The organism is Lysobacter sp. DMC104 (assembly GCF_056313665.1).
Genome location: NZ_JBQUZW010000012.1, coordinates 50,356 through 62,906 on the forward strand (window position 1 = coordinate 50,356; position 12,551 = coordinate 62,906).

Annotated in this window: 11 protein-coding genes; 6 read left to right on the plus strand and 5 right to left on the minus strand. The window is 69.8% G+C overall.

The annotated features are described in order from the left end of the window. Both accC and ACT53R_RS15310 read left to right on the plus strand, forming a co-directional pair. A complete protein-coding gene (gene accC, locus ACT53R_RS15305; protein WP_476172767.1) occupies nt 1-1,368 on the plus strand; it encodes an acetyl-CoA carboxylase biotin carboxylase subunit in 1,368 nt (455 codons plus the stop codon). 155 nt (nt 1,369-1,523) lie between these two features. Continuing rightward, on the plus strand, nt 1,524-1,991 hold the full coding sequence (locus ACT53R_RS15310) for a hypothetical protein (RefSeq protein WP_476172768.1): 468 nt from the start codon (nt 1,524-1,526) through the stop codon (nt 1,989-1,991). A gap of 3 nt (nt 1,992-1,994) precedes the next feature. On the opposite strand, the gene ACT53R_RS15315 is transcribed toward ACT53R_RS15310, so the two are convergent. Continuing rightward, entirely contained in the window at nt 1,995-2,438 is a 444-nt protein-coding gene (locus tag ACT53R_RS15315; RefSeq protein WP_476172769.1) for a hypothetical protein, read from the minus strand. A 263-nt stretch (nt 2,439-2,701) separates the two neighbouring features. Between ACT53R_RS15315 and ACT53R_RS15320 the strand changes: the two genes are divergently transcribed. Beyond that, a complete protein-coding gene (locus tag ACT53R_RS15320) occupies nt 2,702-4,942 on the plus strand; it encodes an AAA family ATPase (protein WP_476172770.1) in 2,241 nt (746 codons plus the stop codon). A gap of 33 nt (nt 4,943-4,975) precedes the next feature. Here the strand turns inward: ACT53R_RS15320 and ACT53R_RS15325 are convergent, their stop codons facing one another. Further along, complete coding sequence (locus ACT53R_RS15325; protein ID WP_476172771.1) at nt 4,976-7,633, minus strand: IPT/TIG domain-containing protein; 2,658 nt, start codon at nt 7,631-7,633, stop codon at nt 4,976-4,978. Nucleotides 7,634-7,870: 237 nt separating this feature from the next. Here ACT53R_RS15325 and ACT53R_RS15330 point away from each other — a divergent pair, with 237 nt between their 5' ends. The 3 genes from ACT53R_RS15330 (at nt 7,871) to ACT53R_RS15340 (ending at nt 10,056) form a co-directional block, all read left to right on the plus strand. Further along, entirely contained in the window at nt 7,871-8,431 is a 561-nt protein-coding gene (locus ACT53R_RS15330; protein ID WP_476172772.1) for an OmpO family porin, read from the plus strand. Between the two features lie 233 nt (nt 8,432-8,664). After that, on the plus strand, nt 8,665-9,246 hold the full coding sequence (locus ACT53R_RS15335) for an outer membrane beta-barrel protein (protein WP_476172773.1): 582 nt from the start codon (nt 8,665-8,667) through the stop codon (nt 9,244-9,246). 216 nt (nt 9,247-9,462) lie between these two features. After that, a complete protein-coding gene (locus ACT53R_RS15340) occupies nt 9,463-10,056 on the plus strand; it encodes an outer membrane beta-barrel protein (RefSeq protein WP_476172774.1) in 594 nt (197 codons plus the stop codon). Nucleotides 10,057-10,157: 101 nt separating this feature from the next. On the opposite strand, the gene ACT53R_RS15345 is transcribed toward ACT53R_RS15340, so the two are convergent. Genes ACT53R_RS15345 through kduI form a run of 3 tightly spaced genes read right to left on the minus strand, consistent with a single transcriptional unit; the run spans nt 10,158 to nt 12,542 of the window. Beyond that, entirely contained in the window at nt 10,158-10,928 is a 771-nt protein-coding gene (locus tag ACT53R_RS15345) for a rhamnogalacturonan acetylesterase (protein WP_476172775.1), read from the minus strand. Continuing rightward, nucleotides 10,928-11,686 carry a 2-dehydro-3-deoxy-D-gluconate 5-dehydrogenase KduD gene (kduD, locus tag ACT53R_RS15350; RefSeq protein WP_476172776.1) on the minus strand — a complete coding sequence of 253 codons (759 nt, stop codon included), beginning with the start codon at nt 11,684-11,686 and terminating at the stop codon, nt 10,928-10,930. The genes ACT53R_RS15345 and kduD overlap by 1 nt, the downstream gene beginning before the upstream one ends. A gap of 7 nt (nt 11,687-11,693) precedes the next feature. Continuing rightward, nucleotides 11,694-12,542 carry a 5-dehydro-4-deoxy-D-glucuronate isomerase gene (kduI, locus tag ACT53R_RS15355; protein WP_476172777.1) on the minus strand — a complete coding sequence of 283 codons (849 nt, stop codon included), beginning with the start codon at nt 12,540-12,542 and terminating at the stop codon, nt 11,694-11,696. Nucleotides 12,543-12,551: the final 9 nt, after the last annotated feature.

Consider the following 12,551-nt stretch of genomic DNA (forward strand, 5'->3'; position numbering starts at 1 on the left):
ATGCTGGACAAGGTCGTCATCGCCAATCGCGGCGAGATCGCGCTGCGGATCCTGCGCGCCTGCCACGCGCTGGGCATCAAGACGGTCGCGGTGCATTCCACCGTCGATCGCAACCTCAAACACGTGGCCATGGCCGACGAGTCGGTGTGCATCGGCCCCGCCGCCTCGAAGGACAGCTACCTCAACATGCCGGCGATCATCGCCGCGGCCGAAGTCACCGACGCCCAGGCCATCCACCCGGGCTACGGCTTCCTCAGCGAGAACGCGGACTTCGCCGAACGCGTGGAGAAGTCGGGCTTCATCTTCATCGGCCCGCGCGCCGAGACCATCCGCATGATGGGCGACAAGGTGGAGGCGATCCGCGCGATGAAGTCCGCGGGCGTGCCCTGCGTGCCCGGCAGCGGCGGCCCGCTGGGCGACGACGCGAAGGAAAACGCGCGCCTCGCCCGCGAGATCGGCTACCCGGTGATCATCAAGGCCGCCGGCGGCGGCGGCGGCCGCGGCATGCGCGTGGTCCACACCGAAGCCGCACTGCATTCCGCCATCCAGACCACGCAGAGCGAGGCCAAGGCCGCGTTCGGCAACGAACAGGTCTACATGGAAAAGTTCCTGGAGAATCCGCGCCACGTGGAGATCCAGGTGCTGGCCGACGGCCAGGGCGGCGCGATCCACCTCGGCGAACGCGACTGCTCGATGCAGCGCCGCCACCAGAAGGTGGTCGAGGAAGCGCCGGCGCCGGGCATCACGCCGGAGCAGCGCGCCGAGATCGGCCGCGTCTGCACCGAGGCCTGCGTGCGCATCGGCTACCGCGGCGCGGGCACGTTCGAATTCCTGTACGAGGACGGCCGCTTCTACTTCATCGAGATGAACACCCGCATCCAGGTGGAGCATCCGGTGACGGAGCTGATCACCGGCGTCGACCTGGTGAAGGAACAACTGCTCATCGCCTCCGGCCAGAAGCTGTCGATCCGGCAGGAAGACATCGTGCTCAACGGCCACGCCATCGAGTGCCGCATCAACGCCGAGGACCCGGATTCGTTCCTGCCCTCGCCCGGCCTGATCAAGCATTTCCACGCGGCCGGCGGCCCCGGCGTGCGCGTGGATTCGCACATTTACGAGGGCTATCGCGTCCCGTCGAACTACGACTCGATGATCGGCAAGCTGATCGTGCACGGCCCGGACCGCGCCACCGCGATCGCGCGGATGAAGGTGGCGCTGAGCGAGATGGTGGTCGACGGCATCAAGACCAACATCCCGCTGCAGCAGCGGATCATGGCCGACACCGGCTTCCAGGCCGGCGGCCAGAACATCCACTACCTTGAGAAGCGGCTGGCCGAGCGCAAGGAAAAGACGCTGTCGATCCTGTGAAGGAACGGCCGCGGATCGCGATCCGGTCGCCGGCGGCGCTGCCGCTGGCGATCGGATCCGCCGCGAGGCCCTGACCTATCGGCCATGCCGGCACCCGGCGTCGCCGCGATAATGCCGCCCCCGATGACGCGGCAGACCCGCCGCAGGAGCGCCCGATGAACGTCCCCCTGCTGCTGCGGGCCATCGGCGGTGCCTTGCTGGCGCTCGCGCTGGTGCTGGGCATCCGGTCGGCGATCTTCGTGTCGAAGGCGACGCATGCCGATGGCACGGTCGAGCAGGTCACGGCCCGCAACGACCGCTGCTCGCGGTCGAGTGGCGGCAAGCACCACACCACCACGCGCTACGACTGCACGCGGTTCTCGGCGACGGTGCTGTTCGCGTACGGCGGCAGCGACCATCGCGTGGTCCTCGACGCCGGCAAGCGCAAGGGCCACGACGCCTCGCCCGCGGACGCCAGCCTGCACGCGGGCGAGCAGGTGCCGATGACGTTCGATCCCGGCCGTCCCGACGCCGCCTTCCGCGGCGGCAATGCCTCGATGCACGTGTGGGGCCTGCCACTGCTGGCGCTGCTGTTCGGCGGGGTGATGCTGTTCGTGTCGTTCGTGCGCATGAAACCGCGCTGAGCCTCAGCCGCCGCGGACCTCGCCGGTCACGGTGTCCACCACCACCTCGGGCACCCCCGGGGCGCCGGTGAAGACGAACTCCGCGCCGCCGCCGGGACGGCCGCGCAGGGTCACGGCCGCGTAGGGATCGATCCACGCCGCCTCTTCCTTGCGGTTGTCGGCTTCGGACAACTCCATCGTCACCGGCCAGTCCAGGCCCGGCCCCTGCAGGCGCACGGTGTCCAGCCGCCGCAGCGGCCCGAAATCGCCATAGCCGGTCTCCTCGGCCAGCAGCACGGTGCCGTCGGCATCGCGGAACAGCACGCGCAGGCGATCCAGCGCCGTCGGCGTGGTGGTGGGCCCGGTCGAGGCGGTGGCTTCGGCGCGATGCGGCAGCGCCTGCGGATGGCGCGCGCGGACCGCGTCGATCGCGATCCCGACACGGGTATTGAAACTGGGCATGGCCATGGCGACGGCATCCTCCGCCGGTACTTCGGGCACGCGGCGTCCGGCCGCGGCGGTGTCACGGCACGGGAGGAGCGTGTCGATGCCGGCGGACGTGTCCACCGGTCCGGCGACCACGTCCCCCTGGCCGTGGCGGTCCGGCGCGAGGCCGGACGCTTCTGTCTGTTCCAGACGCGATCGGCGGCACGGTCCGGCCAGCCGTTCGTCCGGTCACCGCGGATCGCGGGCTATGATGCCGACCGGATACCGACGGGGACGGAGCGCGCGTGAAGGTCGAGCACAACGCCAGGGGAACGGCGGACGCCGGGGACCAGGACCTGCGCGCGCTCGAACAATCGCTGCAGCGGTTCTCGCGCCGGATCGACGGCGTGCTGCGCGGGCATTTCGCGACCCACGGCCTGCATCGGCTGCTGAAGCGGGTCCGCGATCCGCGCGAATACGGCCGCCGTGTCGTGCTGTCGGCACCCGCGGTGTGGCTGGTGGTGGTGGCCGTGCTGCTGGTCGCGGTCGTCGTCGCGCCGATGCTGGTGCCGAAACTGGGGCGCTGGCTGCCGCGGATCGGCCCGTGGCTGGCGGCGACGTGGCTGGCGCTGCTGGTGGTCATCGAACAATGGGTGGTGCCGCGCGTGCTGCTGCTGCGCTACCGGTTCCGGCTGATGCGGCTGGAGCGCAAGGACGGCACCGGCACCTTCAGCGACGTCTACACCGTCTCGCGCATCGACGATGCCGCGACCGGCTTCGGCACGCAGGAATGGAAGCCGCTCTCGGGCATGGAACCCGGCGACCTGGTGGTGTCGGTCAGCGACGCCGACGATCGCGGCGTGGCGCTGATCCCGCTGCGCACCGAGGGCCGCCTGCCGGCGGTGGTGTGGGAGCGCGACCTCTGCCAGCCCAACGCCTTCGGGCCGCTGACCCCGCGGTTGCGCACCCTGGCGCACCAGTTCGACCAAGCCTGCGACCAGAGCGTGCGCCACGCCGGTCGGCTCGAACGCAACCGCACCCTGCGCTCGGGCAACGTGCTGCCGCAGGCGCCGGTCGATCCGCAGCGCGTCTGGGCGCACGTGGCGCTGGCCCCGGCGGTGAAGCAGCGGCTGATCGCGCTGGCCGGGCACTTCGCCGCCGGCAGCGCGTCGGCCACCCGCGGCCTGCTGCTGTACGGGCCGCCGGGCACCGGCAAGACCACCATCGCCCGCGCGTTCGCCGACGGCATGCAGTGCGCGTTCTTCCCGCTCTCGCTGACCGACCTGAAGTCCGGCTACATCGGCCAGAGCGGCGAGAACGTGAAGGCGCTGTGGCAGAAGGCACGCGGCGAGGCGCGGGCGGTGATCTTCGTCGACGAATGCGAAGGCGTGTTCGGCCGCCGCGGTGCCACCGGCACCGACAGCTTCGTCGAGGAAATCGTCACCGCCTTCCTCGCGCAGTGGGACGGCTTCCAGAAGCAGAGCAACGTGTGGGTGGTCGGTGCGACCAACCGCCGCGACCTGATCGATCCCGCGCTGCTGTCGCGCTTCGAGGACCAGATCGAGATCGGCCTGCCCGACGACGCGATGCGCCTGCAACTGCTGGCCGACGCCTTCGCGCGGCTGGGCATCCCGCCGCCGCTGCCGTCGCGCACGACCGCGCTGACCGCGGGGCTGTCCGGCCGCGACCTGGACGCGCTGGCCAAGCGCGTCGCCCGCGAGCACGGCACCCGCCAGCCGCTGTCGGACGAGGCGCTGGAGGCGATGACCACGGCGATGCGCCGCCAGGGCTCCACCGCCACCGACGGCGGCGCGCGCTGGGACACGCTGGTGCTGCCCGAGCCGACGCTGCGCGAGCTGAAGACCACCGCCGGCCTGCTGCAGCACGCCGAGACCTTCCGCAAGCGCGGCATCGGCGTGCCGCGCGGCCTGCTGCTGTACGGGCCGCCGGGCACCGGCAAGACCCAGATCGCGCGCACGCTCGCCAACGAGACCGGGCTGCGCTTCATCGCCGCGTCCACCGCGGACATCAAGCAGGGCTTCCTCGGCCAGAGCGGGCAGAAGGTGCGCGAACTGTTCGAGCGCGCGCGCGAATCCGCGCCGTCGCTGCTGTTCATCGACGAGATCGACATCGTCGCCGCCGCGCGCGGCGGCCAGAACGACGCGATCCTCACCGAGATCGTCGGCCAGCTGTTGCAGGAAATGGACGGCGTGTTCGCGCAGCCGCAGGCGGTGTTCGTGCTGGCCGCGACCAACCGCCTCGACCAGATCGACGCCGCGGTGCTGTCGCGCCTGCCCAAGCAGATCGAGATCCCGCTGCCCGACCGCGACGGCGCCCGCCGCCTGCTCGAAGTGATGCTGCGCGGCAAACCGCTGGCGTTCGTCGCCGAGGACGGCGCGCGCACGCTGGCCGCGCGCGCCGACGGCCGCAGCGGCCGCGACCTGCGCAGCTGGGTGGAATCGGCCGAACACCGCGCCGTCGCCCGCGCGATCGAGGCCGGCGATCCCGACGCCGTCTCGATCGCGCTGGCCGACTTCGACGCCTGAGCCGCGATCGCGGCGCAGGCGTCGACGCTGCGATCAGCCCGACGGCGGCGTGATCGTCACCGTGTACGCACCCGTCGACAGCGTGATCTTCACGTAGGTGGTGTCGCTCGGCGCAAAGAACATGTCCGGATCGCTCGGCCCCTGCAGGCGATCGGTGAACGCCATGTTGTAGCCGTTGGTCAGCGCCTGGAAATCGCTGGCGTAGGTGTTGTACTCGTCCGGCTTGCTGCGCAACGAAGCGCCGAACCACTGCGCCAGCGCCTGCGTCGTCGGTTGCAGCGACAGCAGGTAGAACAGCTGGCCGGTGGTCAGCGCGCCGATCGCGGTGTTCGCCAGCGCGCCGTCCGGCGGGTCGAACACGCTGCCGGCGAGATTCGGCTGCCCGCCCGCCTGGGTGATCGTGTTCGCCTGCGTCGCCACCGTGGTCGTGCAGCCGGCCCAGCCGAAGTTGAAGCCCGCCAGCAGGTCGCCGACGACGCGGCCGGCCAGGTCGTTCTCGATCTGCGCCTGCGGATACGCCGTCGGCCCCGCGGGCGCGTCCTGCCAGTCGACCACGTAAGGCGGATTGGCGCCGTAGATGCCGGTCTGCGCTTCCAGGTCGCTGCGCTGCAGGTAGACCGAGAACGCGCCGACCGTCACGCCGGAACCGGTGATCACGATGCCCGGCACGCCCGCCAGCTTGGGGATGCGCGGATTGGCGCCGCCCGGGTTGAGGTCGGACACCACCGTCGCCGCCAGCGCGTAGTCCTGCTTGTCCGTCCACGACGGGGCGATGCTCGAGGACTTGCTGCCGGCGAAGCCGAACAGCGTGCCCTTGGGCAAGGCGACGCCGGTGTCGACGGTGGTGTAGCTCGCCACCGGCAGCGACGTGCCCGCGGTCTGCAGCGCATCCAGCAGCACGCTCCAGTCGTGGTACGGCACGGCATTGGTGATCATGGCGGCGTCGTACATCGACGGCGAGAGGATGCGCGCGGTGCCGCCGATCGCCAGCGTGCCGCCGTCGGCGGTCGTCACCTGCGTGGTCGCGGCGATGACCGTGCCCGCCGGCACCTGCGTCCCCGCGGTCGTCCCCGACGTCAGCGCGTCGAACAGCGCGGTGCCCGAGGGCGAGGACAGCGGATTGTTCGCCGGCGGATTCACTAGCGCACCGGTGCTGCGGTCGAGCACCGCGATGTCCACCGGGATGGCGACGAAGTCGACGTACGAGGCGTCGATGTTGGTCTGCCCGGCGACGGTCGATGTGAAGATCGACGGCTCGACGTAGGCGTACACCGTGCCGAAATCGGGATCGGACGGATCCTGCGCAGCGGGAATGGTCACCGAATTCAGCTGTGCGCCCAGGCTGAAGTAGATGCGCCCGCCGGCGTAGTCGTTGAGCCGGAACGCGGGCACCGGCGTGGCCAGGCCGGGCACGTCGGCCAGCGTCGTCGTCATCTGCGCGAGGCTGTACGAACGAGCGGCGGTGTCCGCGCCGGTGTCGAGCGGCTTGCCGTCACCGTAGGTCTGCGCGAGCGTGCTGTCGCCGATCTGCGCGCCGAGGAATTTCACGAACACGTGGCTGTCGGGCACGCCGGTCTGGTTGTCGATCACGAACAGCGCGTTCACCGGCGCCGGCGTGTAGTAGCTGAACTGATCCACCGAGGTTTTCGCGGTGAGCCCGGTCGGCAGACTGACCTGCACATCGACCGTCTCGACCTTCGACCCCGCGGGCGACACGGTGGTGATCGTGCTGCCGTCGGCGCTCACCGTGAACGACGGCGCGGGAATGCCGTCGAACAGCACCTGCTTGGCGCCGGCCAGGCCGGAGCCGAAGATCGTCAGCGGCGTACCGCCGGTCAGCGGACCGCTGGCGACCGACAGGCCGGTGATCACCGGTTCGAGGTAGATGAACTTGTCGGCCTGCACCGCCGGCGTCAGCCCGGAAGGCAGGCTCACGCGCACGTCCACCGTGGCGGCCTTTGCGCCACCGGCGGGCGACGTGGTCGTGATCGACGTGCCGTCGGCGCTCACCGTGAACGACGTGGCCGGCACGCCGCCGAACTGCACCTGCGACGCGCCGGTGAAGCCGTTGCCGGTGATCGTCACCGGCGTGCCGCCGCCCAGCGGCCCCTGCACCGGCGACACGCCGGTCACGGCCGGCGCGGTGTACTGGTAGGTGAACTGATCGGCCGGCACGATCGCCGTCAGCCCGATCGGCAGGCTCACCCGCACGTCCACCGGACCCGCGGATGCACCGGCAGGCGACGTGGTCGTGATCGAGTTGCCGTCGGCGCTCACCGTGAACGGCGTGGCCGGCACGCCACCGAACTGGACCTGCTCCGCACCGGCGAAGCCGTTGCCGGTGATCGTCACCGGCGTGCCGCCCGCCAACGGGCCCTCCGCGGGCGACACGTCGGTCACGGCCGGCGCGATGTAGTCGAACATGCCGACCTTCACGGGGACCGTGGATGTAGTGACCGTCACTTCAGCGGGCCCGGCGGCCGCGCCCGCCGGCGTCACCGCGGTCAACGTCGTCCCGCCCGCGTCCACGCTGACATCCGTCGCCGGCACGCCGGCGAAGAAAAGCTGTGGCTCCCCGGAAAAGCTGCCGTTGGCGATCGTCACCGACGTGCCGCCGGGCTGCGGCCCGCTGGCGGGCGTGATCGTCATCGATGCCGGCGGCGTGCCGGCGGTGGTGTCCTGTTGCGACATCGTGTCCCCCTGTTCCCTGGTGATGTTCCGTGGGCCGCCGCGCCATGCGGACGGCTGCGATCGATCATGCAGAGCGCGGCCACGGCGAACAACATGAACGCTTCGCAAAAGTTCCCGAACCGATCGGTTCAGTATTAAGGAATCGTTACACGGCGATATCGAGAATGCGTTTCACCGGAGCGGCTCCCCCTCTCTCTCCCCGCCCCGGGTCCAATAACAACCATGAGGTTTTCCTCCATGAAGCGCACCCTCCTCGCCCTGACCCTCCTTGCCGCCGCTCCGTTTGCCGCCTCTGCGGCCGAAGGCCTGTCCTACAACTACGTGCAGGGCGGCTACGTCGCCACCAACAACAACGACGGCGTGCGCGACGCCGACGGCTGGGGCGTGAACGGCTCGATCGCCGTAAGCCCGAGCTTCAACATCATCGCCGGCTACACCAAGCAGGACATCGACAACGTCGACTTCAAGGTCGACGAGTGGAAGCTGGGTGCCGGCTACCACTACAGCCTGACCGACAAGACCGACCTCGTCACCAGCGTCGCCTACCAGAAGCTCGACCCCAACTTCAACGCCAGCCGCAACGGCTACAGCGCCGAGGTCGGCGTCCGCGGCGCCATCGCGCCGAAGTTCGAGGGCTACGCGATGGCCGGCTACGAGGACTACAAGCAGCTCGACGGCAACTTCTACGGCCGCGTCGGCGCGAACGTGAAGTTCAACGACACCTGGGGCCTGAACGGCGACGTGAAGTTCGCCGACGGCGATGCCCAGTGGTTCATCGGCCCGCGCGTCAGCTGGTAAGGCGCGGCCGCACGGCTCCCCGTGCAGGGCAGGCGTAGCCCCGCTGCATACGCCTTTTCCGCGATCGTCTCCCCCGATCACGGCCTGGAAGCCCGGCGCAAGCCGGGCTTTCTTGTGTCCGGCGCCCGGAAGCCGCGGCCTCCGTCAAGCCATTGCCAAACGTCAAACTTTCATTAAGATGCGTCGGCCGCCAAAGGCGGCTTTCCATATTCCAAGAAAATTCAGGGGTTTACATGAAGAAGTTTCTCGTGCTGGCGCTGCTGGCCGCCGCGCCGTTCGCCGCCAACGCCACCGAACTGAGCTACACCTACGTCGAAGCCGGCTACAGCGAGACCAAGCTCAGCGACAGCGGTTTCGACATCAAGCCGGACGGCTACGCCATCAAGGGCTCGATGGCCTTCGGCGACCACTTCTACGGCGCGATCGGCATGCACCAGGACAGCATCGACGGCGACGACTTCGAGCCGTGGGAACTGACCGGCGGCTACCGCCACGGCCTGACCGACACCACCGACTTCGTCGGCGAGGTCAGCTACATCGGCTTCAACTCCAGCCTCTCGGGCACCGACTACCACAACGACGGCTACCGCGCCGCGGTGGGCGTGCGCTCGGCGGTGGGCGAGCACGTCGAACTGGGCGCCAAGCTGACGTGGACGGGCGTCGAGAACATGGACGACGTGTTCGGCGTCAACCTGAACGGCCAGGTCAAGTTCAACAAGACCTGGGGCGTCTACGGCCAGTACCACTTCAACGAGTACAACTTCCTCGACGCCGATGCCGACAACTGGCAGGTCGGCGTGCGCGCCAGCTTCTGATCGAAGCGACCCGCCTGCGAGACACCCGCGACGCCCGGCTCCGGCCGGGCGTTCGCGTTCCGGGGCCACCGTCGCGCTTCCGGTCCCGCGCCCGGCGGCCCGGCTGCGCATTCAGGCGCGGCTTGGGTACACTGGCAGGCCGCACCGGGCCCAGGCCCGGGCACACCACCGCAACCGCCGGCCACGCCGGCGACACCACCGGCAATGGGGAAATTCATGAAGAAGCATCTTGCGGCCGCGCTCGTGCTGGCCTGCCTGCCGTTCGCGGCGTCCGCCCGCGACAGCCTGGGCGGCTACACCTACATCCAGGGCGACGTCGAACGCATCGTGGTCGACAGCCCGAACCTGGGCACCGACAGCTTCGATTTCGACGGCGCCGGCGTGCGCACCTCGCTCGAACTGACCGACGACCTGTACGTCTACGGCGGCTACGCCTGGGCCCGCAACAGCGACCTGCCCAGCAACATCAACGCCCGCCAGTCGCACGTCGGCCTGGGCTACCGCCACACCGTCTTCGACAACGCCGACTTCACCGCCGAACTGGGCTTCCAGCACATCGAGCTGGATTCCTCGGCCTACCGCGACAACTTCGACGGCACCAAGGCCTCGATCGGCCTGCGCGGCGCCTTCGGCAACAACTTCGAAGGCTGGATCAAGGCGAACTATGTCAACGGCAGCGACTACGACAGCGAGTTCAGCGGCACGCTGGGCGGCCAGTTCGTCGTCAACGAGACCTGGGGCGTCGTGGCCGAAGGCGAATTCGGCGACCTGACCTCGCAGTACACGGTCGGCGTGCGCGCCAGCTTCTGACGCGCCCCGCGGCCGGCACCGTCCGGCCCGCACCGCGATGCCCCCGGCCTTCCGGGGGCATCGTCGTTTCCGGGCAGGTGAATGAGGGGCGGGGCAATCGCTCAGCGAGCGGCGCAGTCGGCGCCGGGCGGCAGCGGGGTCGCCAGGGTCGAATCGAGCGCACGCCAGCCGGTCACCACCAGGCAGGCGACGACCTCGGCGCCGCGGTCGCGGAAATGGGTGTCGTCCGCCTGCGCCTGGTCCGGGCTGCGGCGTTCGGGGACATGCATGAAATAGGCCCGCGACGGCACATCACCCAGTGTCGCCAGCCATGCCCGACTGGCGGCGTCCAGGTCGATCAGGCCGACGCGTTCGCGCGCGGCCAGCGTGCGGACCGACGCGGCGTAGGCGCCATGCGTGTCCAGCGGGCGTCCCTGCGCATCGAATTTCCGCCGCGCCACCGGCGTGATCAGGATCGGCGTCGCGCCACGCGTGCGCGCCAGCGCGACGTAGCGCATCAGCCACGCGGGGAAGGCCTCGACCGGCTCGTCGTAGCGCGCGGGATCCTCGATCTTCTCGTCGTTGTGACCGAACTGGACCAGCAGCACGTCGCCCGCGCGCAGGTCGCGATCGATGCCATCCAGCCAACCCTGCTCGGTGAAGCTGCGCGCGCTGCGCCCGCTGCGGGCGTGGTTGCGCACCTCCCAGACGGCGGGGTCGAGCAACGCCTGCAGACGCATGCCCCAGCCCTCGCGCGGCGCACGCTCCGGGCCGTAGTCGCTGGCGGTGGAATCACCGGCGACGAACACCCGCCGCGGTCCGTCGCCGGCGTGCACGCCGCACGCGCACGCCAGCCACAGGCACGACGCGAGCGCGAGGCGCAGGAACGGCATCAGCGCGCCAGCCAGCCGCCGTCCACGGGGAGGATCGCGCCGTTGACGTAGTCGCTGGCACGGCTGGCGAGGAACACCGCGGCGCCGGCGAGATCCGCCGGCACGCCCCAGCGCCCGGCCGGGATGCGGTCGAGGATCGCCTTGCTGCGCTCGGCATCGGCACGCAGCTGGGCGGTGTTGTCGGTGGCCATGTAGCCGGGCGCGATCGCGTTGACGTTCACGCCCTTCGCGCCCCACTCGTTGGCGAGCAGCCGGGTGATGCCGGCGATGCCGGACTTGCTGGCGGTGTACGACGGCACGCGGATGCCGCCCTGGAACGACAGCATCGAGGCGACGTTGACGATCTTGCCGCCGCCGTTCGCGATGAAGTGGCGGCCGGCAGCCTGGCACAGGAAGAACGCGGACTTGATGTTCACGTTCATCACGTCGTCCCAGTCCTGTTCGCTGAAATCGACCGCGTCGGCGCGGCGGATCAGCCCGGCGTTGTTGACGAGGATGTCGAAGCGGCCGAACGCGTCGAGCGTGCGCTCGATCATGCGCGGGATCGGTTCGAGGCTGGCCAGGTTGGCCTCGATCTCGATGCAGCGACGGCCCAGCGCGCGGGCCTGCGCGGCGGTGTCGGTCGCAGGCGAGATGCCGGCGACAGCGATGTCGGCGCCGGCCTCGGCCAGCGCCAACGCGATGCCCTGCCCCAGGCCGACGTTGCCGCCGGTGATCAGCGCGACCTTGCCGGTCAGGTCGAACAAAGCGGTGCTCATGCGCGCCTCACTTGAGTTGGCAGATGTCGACCTGCTGCATGTCGGTGTAATCGAGGTTCTCGCCGCCCATCGCCCAGATGAAGCCGTAGTTGCGCGTGCCCGAGCCCATGTGGATGGACCACGGCGGCGACACCACCGCTTCCTCGTTGCCGATGACGAGATGGCGCATGTCGGCCGTTTCGCCCATGAAGTGCATCACCTTCTGGTCGTCGCCGAGGCCGAAGTAGAAGTAGACCTCGGAGCGGCGGTCGTGCAGGTGCGGCGGCATCGTGTTCCAGACGCTTCCGGGCTTGAGCAGGGTCAGGCCGAGCAGCAGCTGGCACGAGCGGCACGTCGCCGGAACGATGTACTGGTAGATCGTGCGTTCGTTCGAGGTCTCCAGCGCGCCGCGCTCCAGCGGCACCGCCTGCGCGATCGAGATGTGCGTCGTCTCGAAGCGCGCGTGCGCCGGCGTGGAAAAGAGGTAGAAACGCGCGGGATTCGCCGGATCGGCGGACGCGAAGGTGACGTCGGCGCTGCCCATCGGGACGTAGAGCGCGTCCTTCGGTTTCAGCACGTAGGCGACGCCGTCGACGGTCACGGTGCCGTCGCCATCGGCGACGTTCACCACGCCCAGTTCGCGGCGTTCGAGAAAGGGTTTGCCGGCCGCGGAGGCCGGCTGGGTCTGCACGGGCAACGAAAGCGTGGAATGCACCGGCGCGGCGCCGCCGACGACGATGCGTTCGTAATGGGTGTAGTGCAGGCGGATCGCGTCGGCGGCGAACAGACCGTCGATCAGGTAGCGCTCGCGCAACTGCTGGTTGCTGGCGCCGGCCATGGAATCGGGATGGCAGGCGTGGATGGTCTTCTCGAACATGGGGCGGCC